General features: G+C 48.1%; 9 protein-coding genes, 2 pseudogenes and 3 CRISPR repeat arrays. Of the genes and pseudogenes, 8 read left to right on the forward strand and 3 right to left on the reverse strand.

What is annotated here, in order from left to right:
* The first annotated feature begins 3 nt into the window (after window positions 1–3).
* The 7 genes and pseudogenes from cas7c to cas2 (ACE41H_RS11620) all read left to right on the forward strand — a co-directional run bounded on the left by cas7c (window position 4) and on the right by cas2 (ACE41H_RS11620) (window position 6,178).
* Window positions 4–870: a type I-C CRISPR-associated protein Cas7/Csd2 gene (gene cas7c / locus ACE41H_RS11590; protein WP_375355410.1), complete on the forward strand. Its 867-nt coding sequence runs from the start codon at window positions 4–6 to the stop codon at window positions 868–870.
* Entirely contained in the window at window positions 857–1,516 is a 660-nt protein-coding gene (gene cas4, locus ACE41H_RS11595) for a CRISPR-associated protein Cas4 (RefSeq protein WP_375355412.1), read from the forward strand. Before cas7c ends, cas4 begins: the two co-directional genes overlap by 14 nt.
* Window positions 1,513–2,544, forward strand: a complete 1,032-nt coding sequence (gene cas1c / locus ACE41H_RS11600; protein WP_375355413.1) for a type I-C CRISPR-associated endonuclease Cas1c — start codon at window positions 1,513–1,515, stop codon at window positions 2,542–2,544. Before cas4 ends, cas1c begins: the two co-directional genes overlap by 4 nt.
* A gap of 8 nt (window positions 2,545–2,552) precedes the next feature.
* Window positions 2,553–2,843, forward strand: coding sequence for a CRISPR-associated endonuclease Cas2 (gene cas2 / locus ACE41H_RS11605; RefSeq protein ID WP_375355517.1), 291 nt, complete (start codon window positions 2,553–2,555; stop codon window positions 2,841–2,843).
* A 182-nt stretch (window positions 2,844–3,025) separates the two neighbouring features.
* Window positions 3,026–4,620: direct repeats of the CRISPR family, unit length 33 nt; unit sequence GTCACGCTCCTCATGGAGCGTGTGGATTGAAAT.
* Between the two features lie 198 nt (window positions 4,621–4,818).
* On the forward strand, window positions 4,819–5,430 hold the full coding sequence (locus ACE41H_RS11610; protein WP_375355414.1) for a phosphotransferase: 612 nt from the start codon (window positions 4,819–4,821) through the stop codon (window positions 5,428–5,430).
* A 206-nt stretch (window positions 5,431–5,636) separates the two neighbouring features.
* A pseudogene (locus tag ACE41H_RS11615) lies at window positions 5,637–5,879 on the forward strand (subtype I-C CRISPR-associated endonuclease Cas1); the annotation flags it as partial.
* Between the two features lie 8 nt (window positions 5,880–5,887).
* Window positions 5,888–6,178: a CRISPR-associated endonuclease Cas2 gene (gene cas2, locus ACE41H_RS11620; RefSeq protein ID WP_375355517.1), complete on the forward strand. Its 291-nt coding sequence runs from the start codon at window positions 5,888–5,890 to the stop codon at window positions 6,176–6,178.
* 182 nt (window positions 6,179–6,360) lie between these two features.
* A CRISPR array of direct repeats spans window positions 6,361–8,091; the repeat unit is 33 nt; unit sequence GTTACGCTCCGTATGGAGCGTATGGATTGAAAT.
* A 670-nt stretch (window positions 8,092–8,761) separates the two neighbouring features.
* On the opposite strand, the pseudogene ACE41H_RS11625 reads toward cas2 (ACE41H_RS11620), so the two are convergent.
* From ACE41H_RS11625 to ACE41H_RS11635, 3 genes and pseudogenes are all read right to left on the reverse strand, one after another.
* Window positions 8,762–9,118: pseudogene (locus tag ACE41H_RS11625) on the reverse strand (saccharopine dehydrogenase NADP-binding domain-containing protein); the annotation flags it as partial.
* Window positions 9,118–10,509, reverse strand: a complete 1,392-nt coding sequence (locus tag ACE41H_RS11630) for an MFS transporter (protein ID WP_375355415.1) — start codon at window positions 10,507–10,509, stop codon at window positions 9,118–9,120. The pseudogene ACE41H_RS11625 and the gene ACE41H_RS11630, both read right to left, overlap by 1 nt.
* Before the next feature lie 68 nt (window positions 10,510–10,577).
* Entirely contained in the window at window positions 10,578–10,964 is a 387-nt protein-coding gene (locus ACE41H_RS11635) for a MarR family winged helix-turn-helix transcriptional regulator (RefSeq protein WP_375355416.1), read from the reverse strand.
* A 605-nt stretch (window positions 10,965–11,569) separates the two neighbouring features.
* A CRISPR array of direct repeats spans window positions 11,570–12,493; the repeat unit is 33 nt; unit sequence GTCACGCTCCTCATGGAGCATGTGGATTGAAAT.
* 304 nt (window positions 12,494–12,797) lie between these two features.
* Between ACE41H_RS11635 and ACE41H_RS11640 the strand changes: the two genes are divergently transcribed.
* Window positions 12,798–15,041 (forward strand): helix-turn-helix transcriptional regulator, encoded by a 2,244-nt coding sequence (locus tag ACE41H_RS11640; RefSeq protein WP_375355418.1) that lies wholly within the window; start codon window positions 12,798–12,800, stop codon window positions 15,039–15,041.
* Window positions 15,042–15,062: the final 21 nt, after the last annotated feature.

Below are 15,062 nucleotides of genomic sequence, written 5' to 3' on the forward strand. Positions count from 1 at the left end.
CCAATGACTATTCTCGATCATAAAATAGATTTTGCTGTTGTCTTGTCCGTCCATAATGCGAATCCCAATGGCGACCCGTTAAACGGCAATCGCCCTCGCCAAAGCTATGACGGCCGTGGTGAAATTTCCGATGTGTGTATCAAAAGAAAGATTCGCAACCGTTGGCAAGATATGGGGGAGTCCATACTTGTTCAATCCGATGAACGGCGCGATGACGGTTATCGCAGTATTAAGGATCGCGCGGATGCCAACTCTGACATTCAGGAGTTTGCCAAAGGGAAAAAGCAGAACAATGAGCTTTACGCCCAGGGAGCCTGCAAATCATGGATCGACGTTCGCAGCTTTGGTCAAGTGTTTGCCTTCAAAGATTCGGATGTATCGATCGGTATTCGTGGTCCGGTATCCATCCATACTGCTGTAAGCATCGATCCCATTGATATTTCCAGCATGCAAATTACTAAAAGTGTAAATGCCGTCACGCAGAGGGACCCCGACAAGAAAAGCTCGGATACAATGGGCATGAAGCATCGGGTGGATTTTGGCGTGTATGTGTTCTATGGCAGTATTAATACGCAATTGGCCGAAAAAACAGGCTTCACCATCGAGGATGCCGAGAAACTGAAGGAAGCGTTGCGTACTCTGTTCGCAAATGATACATCCTCCGCACGTCCCGATGGCAGCATGGAGGTTCACCAGTTGTATTGGTGGCAGCACAAGAGCAAGCTGGGTCAATATTCGTCGGCCAAGGTTCATCGTTCGCTTGACTATAAGCTGAATCCTGATGTTGCTCAAGCAACGAAATTTGAGGATTATACTTTCACCCTTCAGCAGCTTGATGGACTGGAATGCCAGCAGTATGAAGGTCTATGACGAAGACGATTACCTGCTGCTGTCGGGTATCCAGCATTTTAACTTTTGCAGACGGCAGTGGGCGTTGATTCATATTGAACAGCAGTGGGCGGAGAACGTCCGGACTATTGAAGGCTCTCATCTGCACGAGAAGGCGGATCAGCCGCTGATTCGAGAGAAAAGAGGGGACAAGCTCATCGTTCGTGCCATGCCTATCCACTCCAGAGAGCTTGGTCTGACAGGCATATGTGATGTGGTGGAATTTATCCGTGATCCATCAGGCGTACCCTTGGCAGGGGAGGAAGGCTTGTACCTTCCTTATCCCGTTGAATATAAGAGAGGCAAGCCCAAGCGCAATGCTTCTGACCGTTCGCAGCTCGTTACCCAATTGATCTGTCTGGAAGAGATGCTCGTGTGTGATCTGTCGCTGGGTTATTTCTATTATGATGAAATCAAGCATCGGGTGGAAGTGCCCATTACTGCGGCAGACCGGGAGCTGGTCAAACAGAGTGTACAGGAGATGCGGCATTATTATGACAGGAAGCATACACCAAAAGCAAAGGCAGGGCCTCATTGTCAGAGCTGCTCTTTGAATTTGGTATGTTTGCCGGAGATGCTGGCTCGGAAAACGGTCTCAAGCTATATTGAAAGCAGGATTAAGGAATGAAAAAACTGTTAAATACTCTTTTTGTGACGATACCGGACACGTACTTGTCGCTGGATGGTGAGAATATTGTAGTCAAGCAGGAAGAGAAAGCGATTGGCCGATTTCCGCTGCACAATTTTGAGGCGGTATGCACATTCGGGTATGCAGGTGTGAGTCCGGCTTTGATGGGAGCTTGTGCAACCCGCAATATCGGACTGACCTTTATGACCCGCACTGGACGGTTTCTGGCGCGCGTTATTGGCGAGGATCGTGGAAATGTCGTGCTGCGCAAAGAGCAATACCGGATTTCGGATGATGAGCGCCAAAGCGCGCTAATGGCAAGAAATATGATCGTTGGCAAATTGTATAACCATAAGTGGATATTGGAGCGGGCGATTCGAGATTATCCGCTGCGTATCGATACGAACAGAGTGAAGCGGGTCACGGCCTCGCTGACAGAGATGATGGCCTTGGTTCGCGGCGTGGAAGCTCTGGATATATTACGCGGCTTGGAGGGCGCGGCAGCCGTTCAATACAATTCGGTGTTTGATGATCTGATCTTGCAGCAGAAGGAGCAGTTTTTCTTCCATGGCCGCAACAAACGCCCGCCGCTGGATAATGTTAACGCGTTATTGTCTTTTACATACACACTGCTCTCTAACGATATGAAGGGGGCGCTCGAATCCGTGGGACTGGATCCGTATGTTGGTTTTTTGCATCGGGACAAGCCGGGGCGTGCGTCGTTGGCACTGGATATGATGGAGGAGTTGCGGGGTGTGTATGCTGATCGTTTTGTGCTTTCTCTGATCAATAAGAAGCTCATTAATGCCAAGGGCTTCTACCGGAAGGAGAACGGCGCTGTTATTATGGAAGATGAGACGAGAAAAGTAGTGATCAAGGCGTGGCAGGAGCGGAAACAGGACAAGATCATACACCCTTATTTGAATGAAAAAATACCTTGGGGCCTCGTTCCTTACGCTCAAGCATTGCTGCTGGCCCGGCATATCCGTGGGGATCTCGATGAATATCCGCCATTTTTGTGGAAGTAGGTGTTGTGTTGCTGGTTCTGATAACGTATGATGTCAGCACAATGGATAAAGAAGGCAGGCGCCGTCTGACTAAAGTAGCCAAGAAATGTGTAGACCACGGTCAACGTGTGCAAAACTCGGTGTTTGAATGTATCCTCGACTCCACTCAGCTGCGCAAGTTGAAGTATGAATTGGAAGAGCTGATAGATAAGGATACGGATAGTTTGCGATTCTATAATTTGGGAGAAAACTACAAGACGAAGGTTGATCATATGGGAGCGAAAGAGTCATATGATATGGAAAGCCCCCTCATTCTCTGAGGTGCGAATGTGAAGCGCACATGAAATCCCTGGGACATTCGCACCTCGAAATTTGTCGAAACCATCCCCTTTTAAGCTGGATGTTGAAAAGTCAACTGTGAATTGAAACTTTTATAGCATTGTTTTATAAGGATTTGTAGGAGATTCATGCCTAAAGCAGATGAATCCCCTACATTTTCGCTGTCACGCTCCTCATGGAGCGTGTGGATTGAAATCACGCGATCACACGGGATCGAATCCAGTTGAGTTGTCACGCTCCTCATGGAGCGTGTGGATTGAAATATTGCACGAGCCTTTTCCTCATATGAGGATTCGGCGTCACGCTCCTCATGGAGCGTGTGGATTGAAATGGCCAGTACCTGAAAGCCGTTTTGTACGTTGCCGTCACGCTCCTCATGGAGCGTGTGGATTGAAATCACTTGTTCCGTTTTAGGACCTAATTGCAACAACGTCACGCTCCTCATGGAGCGTGTGGATTGAAATGGCAGCTCCTTGCAAAGCTCAGGACACAAGCAGCCAGTCACGCTCCTCATGGAGCGTGTGGATTGAAATGCACATGGACATACAAGTCCATGATTAGCCGAACTCGTCACGCTCCTCATGGAGCGTGTGGATTGAAATATAGCTCGTCGCATCCCTCAGCAAACTAAAGGACAAGTCACGCTCCTCATGGAGCGTGTGGATTGAAATGTATGCCGCTTGTCCTTTAGTATCACTGCATTGGGTTGTCACGCTCCTCATGGAGCGTGTGGATTGAAATCGTGAATGGGTCCGAATGTACGAGCAGTTCCAACGGGTCACGCTCCTCATGGAGCGTGTGGATTGAAATAAGAGCAAATGGAAGAGCTGCGGAGAGCGGGCGGTCACGCTCCTCATGGAGCGTGTGGATTGAAATGGTGACAGGTAAGCGGACAGGTTTGGAATTGGTGGTCACGCTCCTCATGGAGCGTGTGGATTGAAATAAGTCTGTCAAAGATGCCAAGATACTTTCGCTCGTTGTCACGCTCCTCATGGAGCGTGTGGATTGAAATCATCAAGGCGCTCGCCAAAGCGCTAGGAATCCACGTCACGCTCCTCATGGAGCGTGTGGATTGAAATGCAAGATTCGTGCGACGATTATGTTCGCCAGCCCTGTCACGCTCCTCATGGAGCGTGTGGATTGAAATCCCGCGAGAAAATGACTGCCACAACGCGCCTGTGTGTCACGCTCCTCATGGAGCGTGTGGATTGAAATATCATCAATCAGATGCAAACGTGCCGAAACCTCGTCGTCACGCTCCTCATGGAGCGTGTGGATTGAAATCGCCGATGGTACCAACAATGTCAGCCGTTTTGGTCACGCTCCTCATGGAGCGTGTGGATTGAAACAGCCAGACAGACACAACCAGGCATCCGGACGATTCGTCACGCTCCTCATGGAGCGTGTGGATTGAAACTACCAAAATCGGGGTCAGGCGGAAGAGTTTGCAGTCACGCTCCTCATGGAGCGTGTGGATTGAAACCTCATAGGAATCTTCGGGCTGCTCGGATCAATCGCCGTCACGCTCCTCATGGAGCGTGTGGATTGAAACGATAAAACGGACGAGGGCGCCGTTATACCGTTCGCGTCACGCTCCTCATGGAGCGTGTGGATTGAAACTGTATACAGAAAGGGGGTGTGAAGCGGTGAGAAGGCCGGTCACGCTCCTCATGGAGCGTGTGGATTGAAATAAAAAGCGTGCGGTGATATCCGGGTATTGTACGGGTCACGCTCCTCATGGAGCGTGTGGATTGAAATATTGCTAGGTCCCTTACTAAAAAAAGTGCCCGAGCAATTATTGGTTAAAAGGTTAAATGAAATTACTGCAGGTAAGGTTATAAGTTAAATTTCTTAAACACGAGCCTTGAAATATAGCTATATAGACAAATTCCCGTCTTGGATGAAAATGGAGTCAGTTGGAGGAGATAGTATGACTCATAATGAGGTTGCTGAAATATGCGAAGCTTATTTACTTCCACTAATATCAGAGTTGTACGAGTTGGAAGACTAAGTGCAAAAATACTCAGAATTGCCTTTCTAAATGACAGGAGGCGGGAGGATCTGCTGGGTGAAGTTGAATATATCCAATATCTATTCAAGCATGGCGGTAGTGTCTCGAATGTGGTCAGCTCCCGGAAGGGGAATCTACTGGAAGAGATAACTCATAGTAACCATACCTTTTTTGTCTGCCTGTTCGAAAAGGCTAAGGGGAAAATGCTTGTGGAAAATCATTATCAGTATCGCGAAGGAGTTCCTATTACGGAATACTACTATAACTGCGGTAAAGTTCTGGGGAAGCTGCATCAATTGTCGAAAGGTTATGCTCCAGTCCATCGCCGGTATAGTTTTTTTGATAAATACAATGTCGAGTATATTGATAAATTGATACCTGATACGTTATCCTTGCTTAAGGAGAAGATGCCAGGGCTCCTTAAAACCTTAGAAGGATTGGACAAGAACCCTGAGTCTTTCGGTATGGTCCATTTTGATTACAACGACGGTAATGGAAAATATTGTAGATGCATTCGAAGTAATGCGGAACAACGGCGTAGAGACGAAGTGCGATGAGGAGTTGTCATATTGTATAAAATGCCTTGAAGAAGAAATTCCTTATAAGGGATTTTTCCATGAAGTATTCTCGTGCGAAGAACCATTCGAGTCTGAGGAACGAAGTATTTAGTCTTATCAAAGTACGCCGGCGATAGCTTCCCGGTTTTCACAGTCCTAGTTCAGAAGCCAAGAATAGGGGAATACCTGATGGAAAATACCAATAGATTAATAAGAAGATTATTAATGCCAAGGGCTTCTACCAAAAGGAGAACGGCGCTGTTATTATGGAAGATGAGACGAGGAAAGTAGTGATCAAAGCATGGCAGGAACGGAAACAGGACAAGATCATACACCCTTATTTGAATGAAAAAATACCTTGATGTCTTGTTCCTTACGCTCAAGCTTTGTTGCTGGCCCGGCATATCCGTGGGGATCTTGATGAATATCCGCCATTTTTGTGGAAGTAGGTGTTGTGTTGCTGGTTCTGATAACGTATGATGTCAGCACAATGGATAAAGAAGGCAGGCGCCGTCTGACTAAAGTAGCCAAGAAATGTGTAGACCACGGTCAACGTGTGCAAAACTCGGTGTTTGAATGTATCCTCGACTCCACTCAGCTGCGCAAGTTGAAGTATGAATTGGAAGAGCTGATAGATAAGGATACGGATAGTTTGCGATTCTATAATTTGGGAGAAAACTACAAGACGAAGGTTGATCATATGGGAGCGAAAGAGTCATATGATATGGAAAGCCCCCTCATTCTCTGAGGTGCGAATGTGAAGCGCACATGAAATCCCTGGGACATTCGCACCTCGAAATTTGTCGAAACCATCCCCTTTTAAGCTGGATGTTGAAAAGTCAACTGTGAATTGAAACTTTTATAGCATTGTTTTATAAGGATTTGTAGGAGATTCATACCTAAAGCAGATGAATCCCCTACATTTTCGCTGTTACGCTCCGTATGGAGCGTATGGATTGAAATCCGTCTTTTGCTGGCATATGTGTTATCCTGGGGCGCCGGTTACGCTCCGTATGGAGCGTATGGATTGAAATAAACCTCACTTTATAAATTTGCGATACAGGAACATGTTACGCTCCGTATGGAGCGTATGGATTGAAATGTCCCCTAAATAAGTCGCGCTCACCGTTGACTCACGTTACGCTCCGTATGGAGCGTATGGATTGAAATATTTGCTTGCTGTTGTTACCTTCGGTGGCCTTTGCGTTACGCTCCGTATGGAGCGTATGGATTGAAATTTTTTCACTGTTTCAACCAATCCCCGAACCTCCTCAGTTACGCTCCGTATGGAGCGTATGGATTGAAATTTGGCCATGGTACTTGAACACCTCCGTTATTGAGGTTACGCTCCGTATGGAGCGTATGGATTGAAATTAACGTACACATTGCCCAAAAATGCGGACATTAGTTACGCTCCGTATGGAGCGTATGGATTGAAATATTGCCTAAATTAGTCACCCTCTCAGTGATCCGTTACGCTCCGTATGGAGCGTATGGATTGAAATCCTAAAGCCAAAAGCAAATCATCCAGCTTATCCCGTTACGCTCCGTATGGAGCGTATGGATTGAAATGTTATAGAGCCTTTGGCCGTGGCGGTCTGGAGGGTTACGCTCCGTATGGAGCGTATGGATTGAAATTACTCGTTGCGCTGCTTTAGCTGGCATAATAGTCCGTTACGCTCCGTATGGAGCGTATGGATTGAAATTACAACGGCCGTCGCGGTGGGCTGACGCTGGACGAGGTTACGCTCCGTATGGAGCGTATGGATTGAAATGCGTCCTGGGACGCCTTGATCGCATCTTTAGGCACGTTACGCTCCGTATGGAGCGTATGGATTGAAATTGCGTTTGTTCAAGCGTGTAGCGTTCATAAATGCCGTTACGCTCCGTATGGAGCGTATGGATTGAAATCAATGCGATAAATAGTACATCTGAATCGGAAGCTGGTTACGCTCCGTATGGAGCGTATGGATTGAAATCGGGTTGGTGGTTCGTCCACGATGGAGCAGCAAGCAGGTTACGCTCCGTATGGAGCGTATGGATTGAAATATCAACATCTGGCACCGATCCTTGATGGATTCAGAGTTACGCTCCGTATGGAGCGTATGGATTGAAATAGTTCTGCCTGTCGTCTCTCGTATTCAGACGGCGCAGGTTACGCTCCGTATGGAGCGTATGGATTGAAATTCGAAATAAGGAAATTGAAATGGCTGGGTTAGGTTACGCTCCGTATGGAGCGTATGGATTGAAATAACCTTCAGGCTCTGAAAATTGCCAAGGTTTTTGGTGTTACGCTCCGTATGGAGCGTATGGATTGAAATAGCACCGCACACCATTGCTATCAGCACGCCGCGCGTTACGCTCCGTATGGAGCGTATGGATTGAAATCCTAATGTACTCGGACGGTCCCTACCGTTGGAATGGTTACGCTCCGTATGGAGCGTATGGATTGAAATCGCAATGTATGAAGCATACGGGAATTTGAAATCATGTTACGCTCCGTATGGAGCGTATGGATTGAAATGTTTAGCCATTCGTGACACCCCCGCACAAACTCAGGGTTACGCTCCGTATGGAGCGTATGGATTGAAATATGCCATGTACGTTTTACGGTTGGGCGCATCCATCGTCACGCTCCACATGGAGCATGTGAATTGAAATCAAATTCTGCATACTCGAATAATTCTTCAATATGATAGACTCCGTATGGAAGAGCTGAGGTAAACAGTTTTTCCGCTACGGTTGCGGCTACAGCAGCCGTAGCATCCGCCTCATGCGAGCCGTGCAGAGAGCATTCTGCCAGAGCTGGTTTGTTCTGTTTGCGACCGCTGGCTTCAACTTTGACAGCATAGATCGGCTTTCCGATCTTAATTGAGGATAGAAGGCTTATCGCGAGATTCCGTCCCCTTGGAGCATTGAGCACGCGGAAAGCCCCCACCCGCTTCATGACGGCAATTGCTTTTGTGACCCATTCGTTATCGAAGCATAAACGTGTAGATACGGTAGGGCCTTGTTTTAACGTATGCTGTAAAATATGCTGATCCGCAAAATTAAAGCGATAAGCGGTTCTTTTTCCTATCTCGCTGCCAAAGTCGGTTGTTCTTCCATCTGTGAAGCTTACTCTCTCGATTTTTTTCCCCTGTTGCCAAGTGGTAAAGTTGTGCCGTAGATTATCGACAGTCCATTCAATCGCTGCTCTGCCATGAGAATCCCCGAGACCCAGCATAATGGAAATGTTAATTTCATCGATCGTGTCGAGCTGACGGCTGGCTTGTAGAGCCAACAGGTTGGTCAGCCCTGGAGCAAGCCCCACACTGAGTACGGCAGTAGACCCGTGTGATTCAGCTAACGGATGAAGCTGTTCGACCTTGGATAAGAAGCCATAGTCGGCTGAGATATCTATATAATGAATCCCTTGCAGCAGACAGGCCTGCACAAAGGCAGTATTTTGCTGATCCAGGCACATGACGACTACTTTAAAAGAGGACAGGATTTCGCCATTGATTTCACTGCTCATATCGATCTTCATCGGCAGTACCTGGCCCCCGGTTGCATGGCTGAACGCCTCCGCTTTCTCCAGACTTCTGCCTGCAGCATATACCTTTCCAGGATATTTCTGCGCAAGACGTGTACAAATTTTGCTCCCTACATGGCCATAACCGCCAATCACAAGAATAGCATCACGCATTATTTCTCTCTCCTTATTTCAGAACGTATCGTATGCTGCTGCATACGACCGGCGAAGACACACACCAGAATGGCAGATATGCATAAAAAGATATCCAAAACAAATACTGCGTTATACGTTGAGTCTTGTACGGAGCCCAGCCCGACGGACGCCCCGAAAGCCATGCCTAAATTGCGGCTGAGCGCAAGGAGTCCGCCTGCCATGCCTGCATGGGAGGAAGCAATGCTGCTCATGATAAGGCTGCTATTGGGCGATGCAATCATCCCCATTCCTGCACCCAGCAGGACAAGCAAACCACCGGTCAAGACGGGTGCAAGCCGATCCTGTAATAATACGAATAACAGCAGTCCTGCTCCTATCATCGTCAGACCGAGCAGAGGAAACAGCCTGGTTCCAAGCTTATCGGACGGCCAACCCGCGACCGGTCCGCATACCGCCAAAGAAACGGGATAGACAGCCATAAGTGTGCCGCTTGCCCATAGTGTCATATCCGTGGATTCTGTTAAATAAAAGGGCAGAATAACCTGCACGGAATTTACAAGCAAGAAGGAAATAAGGCTGACAAATAATCCGGATGACAATACAGGCTCTCGCAGCATTTGCAAGGGCAGGAACGGGGAGCTGTGGTGTCTTGAATGCCTAGAAAATAACCATAGAACGATGAGCGCCGAACAGCTGACAACCCATGCTTCTGTAGAGGCTAAATGCCAGTCGGCCGCTCTTGTGACTCCGAATAGAATCATCCCCACCAGGGCTGTGAACAATAATGCGCCAGTGCTATCAAAAGATACCTTTCTCCCCGGAGCTGATCCTGTGGCCGGGATGTACTTGATGGCCAAATAAGTAGCGGCCGCAGACACAGGTACATGGATCAGAAATAACCACTGCCAGCTGAGCCACTGCGAAATCATGCCACCTACGACAGGGCCTGACATCCCGCCTAATGCAACAGCCGTGCTTATAAGCCCGAGCGTCCGTCCCCGCTTTTCCTTTGGCATCAATAGAGTGATTAGTGCAATATTAGTTGCTTGAAACATTGATGCCCCCACCGCCTGCACGGCCCGCGTAACTAGGATGGCTCCAAGCGTGGGTGAGAGGGCAATGAGGACAGAGCTGATGGTGAACAGCAAGTAGCCTGTATTATGCATACGTCGGTGTCCGTAACGGTCCCCGAGCTTGCCCATGATCGGCAGCAGAACGGCAATGATCAACAAATAGCCGGTTGTAATCCACTGTGTCTGCTCAATACTGGCCTGGAAGGTGCGGGTTAACTCGGGGAGGGAAACCGTTACAACCCCGGCCGTGAAATGCGAGAGGAATGCGCCGATGCCTATAGACGTAAGGAAAAGGCGGAAGTTCGGAATGTCAGCTTTGGATTGATCTATAGTCATAACCACCTTTATTTGCTAAAAAATGCAAGTTTTTATGTTTAGTAACTAAACTTAAATTATAAAAAAAATTACTCGTTCAAAATCTCGCTAAATTTTGCGACACATTGTTCAAAAACCGTGATCTCTTCTTCTGTAAAAGCTGCCCGCAGCTTGTTATAAAAGGTTATATGCATTTCCTCATGAGCACGGAACGCGTCTATTCCGGTCTCCGTAAGATGGAGGAGGACACCTTTGGCAACGGTGGGGTGAGGAGAACGTCTGACCAGCTTTTTAACCTCCAAACGGTCTATGATTTGAGTAACAGCTCCTTTGGTGATCCCCAGCCGTGCGGCAAGCTCCTTCATCAGAACACCACCTTCGGGGCCAATCGCATCAACCGTATGAATTTCGCTGGGCGTTAAGGCCCCGGCTGCACCGAAGACACGAGGCGAGCTTTCCAGCTTGCGCAGTTGCATGATAAGACGGCCCAGACGAAGGCTGGCTTCATGCTGTTTAGGATGTGGTTGGGATTTCGGATTATTTTTCATAATTAAAGTTTAGTATCTAAACTTTAAAATTGTCAAGCACTACTAAGTTAAGTGATCTAAGAGCTGTCCGACGGTTGGGATGTTTAGCCGAGGGAAGCTTTCTCAGATTGTATATGCAAATAGTATATCTTTAGATTTATACCAGAATTAATATCTTTTTGGAAGGAAATCGATAGAATCTGTCGAATAACGTCAATAAGACCTTATACCTCATTTTAGTAGGGCAAAAGATTTATAATTAGGGGCCAAATGGATTATATCGCGCATATCCGCGAGAAAGACAAGACGATTCAGACAGTCGAGGCACATTTACAAGAGGTGAAAGAGTATAGCCAGCGACCACTTCTCTGAGGTGCGAATGTGAAGCGCACATGAAATCCCTGAGACATTCGCACCGCGAATTTTGTCGAAAACATCCCTTTTTAAGTTGGAAGTTGAAAAGTCAACTGTGAATTGAAACTTTTATAGCATTGTTTTACAAGGATTTATAGGAGATTCATGCCAAAAGTAGATGAAACCCCTACATTTTCGCTGTCACGCTCCTCATGGAGCATGTGGATTGAAATTCCTGCGTTACCGCTTGATTTGAGGCTTTCAGCGTCACGCTCCTCATGGAGCATGTGGATTGAAATCGGCCAACTTTATAGCCGACGAAGCCGCCCAGAAGTCACGCTCCTCATGGAGCATGTGGATTGAAATAACAGTCCAACTATCAATCGGTTTGAACTCTCCTGTCACGCTCCTCATGGAGCATGTGGATTGAAATCACTTGTTCCGTTTTAGGACCTAATTGCAACAACTGTCACGCTCCTCATGGAGCATGTGGATTGAAATACTCCGTTATACGTCCAGCTTTCCGGTTCCGGTGCGGTCACGCTCCTCATGGAGCATGTGGATTGAAATATTTCAGGGTGTTGGTGCTGCTGCCGATTTTGTTTGTCACGCTCCTCATGGAGCATGTGGATTGAAATTGCTTTATATTGCAAAGGGCTTGACTTGTCAAGACATGTCACGCTCCTCATGGAGCATGTGGATTGAAATAGCCTCGTATTTCTCCTTGGCCGTTTTATTATCAGTCGTCACGCTCCTCATGGAGCATGTGGATTGAAATATTCACACAATGCCCGACAATGCCAATTGTTGTCGTCACGCTCCTCATGGAGCATGTGGATTGAAATTTTGCTGAACTGATGGGCTACAACTCTATGGAGCTTACAAGTCACGCTCCTCATGGAGCATGTGGATTGAAATCGTAGATCATCTCGCGGACCGGCGCGCCCCCCTCCGTCACGCTCCTCATGGAGCATGTGGATTGAAATTGTGCTTGCCATGATAACAACTCCTTTAAGGCCCGGCGTCACGCTCCTCATGGAGCATGTGGATTGAAATCGGTCAAGCTATGATGACAACGAGAGGTTAACATGGTCACGCTCCTCATGGAGCATGTGGATTGAAATGGGAGCAGAGACTCCGCAGGCGTAGCAAAGGTTTAAGTGGGGGGCATACACGCAGCAGCGGAGAGGACGAAGCAATTCCGGAAAAGCGGAGCGTTCGCCTTTGGCCCGAAGGGTCAACAGCGATTGTAGGAATGCTTCGTTCTCGGAGCCTCTTACAACATACGAAAGCAGCAGGCCCCATTGCCGGCTTTTTCGCGTATGAAAAATTCATAAGTTCACGCCAAGTTCTTGAAGTTTATCATAGCTTCCTCACATTGGAAACGCTATAATTACATATAATTACACAGACCGATGGGGGATCGCAATGAAAAAAGGGGTTATGTTTTACAAAATTTTTATTCCGATTCTGGTTTTGGGCATTGGATTGATCACCAGCTTTGAAATATATATTTACTACCATACCATGAATTCCGTCGTTGACCGGATGGCGGACAGCAAGGAAAGCTACATCAGACAGATCAAAAACAATCTGGAGCAAAAAATTCAGACGATTGAATACGCTTTCAGTACATACAGTACAACCCAATCCTTCAATGAGGTAGTGGAAAACCCCATCACCGAGAAGGATTTCGTCGCCTACCGAAACATCAACACACAGCTCAACTACATCGCTTCGATGGGCATGGAAGGAACGACCTATACGCTGATCAGCCTGAAGCAGAAATGGCAGTTATCGGACGGTAGCCTCTCTCATCTGACACAAGCGGATCTGGACCGTTTATACGATACCTATATCAACAATCAGGCCCAGGGCTTGTTCTGGCTCAAGACGGATACCGGCATTCGATTTGTTAATACACTGCCTGCGTTCTCCACGAAGAAGCAGGCGATCGCATTGTCGGATATTTCTGTGGAGACGCTTGACCGCATGATCAAGACCGGGGATCATCCGGCTGTCTTTATTGTCAACAGGCAGGGCGACCTGATGTATGAAACCGATCCGGGAGCAAACTCGTTAACGGCTGACCAGCTGCGCACGTTCTCCAGCACAGCCGCCGGGCAGAAGGACGCGGGGATGCTTTCTCTGGACCGTTCCAAGGAGGCACCGTTGAAGGTGCTTTATGCCAAATCCGCTTACAACAATTGGACTTATATCACCCTGCTGGACCAGAAGGAAGTGAATGACGCCTTAAAAATGACCCGTTTCGGCCTCATCACGATGGGCCTGCTGCTGATGCTGTTTATCGCCGCGGTTGCTTATGCGATTTCCGTTTATTTCACCAAGCCGATTTTGCGCATCAAACGCAGCCTGCCGGAGGACCCGCAATTTACGTCCAACAATGAAATCGACTGGATCATTAACTCCATCGATTCGATTATTACGGAGAAGAAAAGCCTTGAAACGCTGGTTCAGTCGGAGCTGCCTCAGCTGGAGACGCAGCTGATCCTCAACCTGTTCCGCAACCGTGTCACCAGGGAGGAGCTGGAGCACAAATTGCCGAGGTTTGGTTATAACGTGCTGGGCAGCCGGGTGTATGTGACGATGCTTGTCCAACTCGACAACCTCGGCAAGCGGGCGGCGTCCGACAAGGACGTCCTGCTGCTGGCGGTGAACAAGGTGGCGGAGGAGGTCATTTCTGCAGAACAGAGGCTGCTTCCGATCATCCTGAACGATGACACCCAGGCGACCATAGTAGCCTTTACGGAAAACAACGAGCAGGAGATCAGGCGGCAGGCGCTGGACTATGCGACAACGATGATCCGCACGGTGAAGGAGTATTTGCAATGCTCCATCAGCATCGGGATCAGCAAATCGTACGGCAACCTGCTGCACAGCAAGGAGGCCTGTGAGATGAGCAAGCAGGCCCTGCACCATCGCCTGAATCTGGGCAAGGAGTCGATTATCTTTTATGAAGACATCACCAAGGTCGTCTCGGGTCCGGTGCTGCTGCATTATCCTGTTCAGCTGGAAACACAGCTGTTTGACGCCATCCGGCTCGGGGATGAGGAGCAGGTGTCCCGTGCACTGTATCCGCTGCTGGCTGAGCTGATGAAGCATAACAAAAATGCCGTCCATCTGGAAGTCACGCTCGTACGACTGGTGAACAACCTCATTCAGCTTGAGCAGGTGCTGGGCATTGATGTGCTGATGACCCATGATAATCACGCTCTATATCAGCGGGTGCTAAGCATCCGAAATCCCGAAGAGGTGGAGCGCCTGCTCGTGGAGCAGGTGATTTTCCCGATGGTGCGCAGTATGAAGGAGAAGACGAACCAGCAGTTCCGCTCCCTTTCGGAGAAGATTGCCGCCATCGTGCGTGCCGAATACGACCATGAGCTGTCGCTCGAAATGATCGGGGACCGGCTGCATTACAATCCGAACTACCTGAGCAGTATTTTCAAAAAAGAATTTGGCACAACCTTCAGCGATTATCTGATGAATTACCGGCTGGATATGGCGAAGAGGTGGCTGATCGATACGGACATGACGATCAAGGAAATTGCGGAAAGGCTTCAGTATCAGAATCCGCAGAACTTTATCCGCTCCTTCCGCAAGAAGGAGCATGTCACGCCCGGAGCATACCGGAAAATGAAGCAGGCCAACTGAGGACAACAAAGAAGAAGCCTT

The organism is Paenibacillus enshidis (assembly GCF_042136365.1).
Taxonomy (GTDB): domain Bacteria; phylum Bacillota; class Bacilli; order Paenibacillales; family Paenibacillaceae; genus Paenibacillus; species Paenibacillus enshidis.

Bases quoted from the DNA above. Each gene is read 5' to 3' on its own strand.
- cas4 (WP_375355412.1), top strand. From the start codon at position 857: ATGAAGGTCTATGACGAAGACGATTACCTGCTGCTGTCGGGTATCCAG.
- ACE41H_RS11640 (WP_375355418.1), top strand. From the start codon at position 12,798: ATGAAAAAAGGGGTTATGTTTTACAAAATTTTTATTCCGATTCTGGTT.
- cas1c (WP_375355413.1), top strand. From the start codon at position 1,513: ATGAAAAAACTGTTAAATACTCTTTTTGTGACGATACCGGACACGTAC.
- cas7c (WP_375355410.1), top strand. From the start codon at position 4: ATGACTATTCTCGATCATAAAATAGATTTTGCTGTTGTCTTGTCCGTC.
- ACE41H_RS11635 (WP_375355416.1), bottom strand. From the start codon at position 10,964: ATGCAACTGCGCAAGCTGGAAAGCTCGCCTCGTGTCTTCGGTGCAGCC.
- ACE41H_RS11610 (WP_375355414.1), top strand. From the start codon at position 4,819: ATGCGAAGCTTATTTACTTCCACTAATATCAGAGTTGTACGAGTTGGA.
- ACE41H_RS11630 (WP_375355415.1), bottom strand. From the start codon at position 10,509: ATGACTATAGATCAATCCAAAGCTGACATTCCGAACTTCCGCCTTTTC.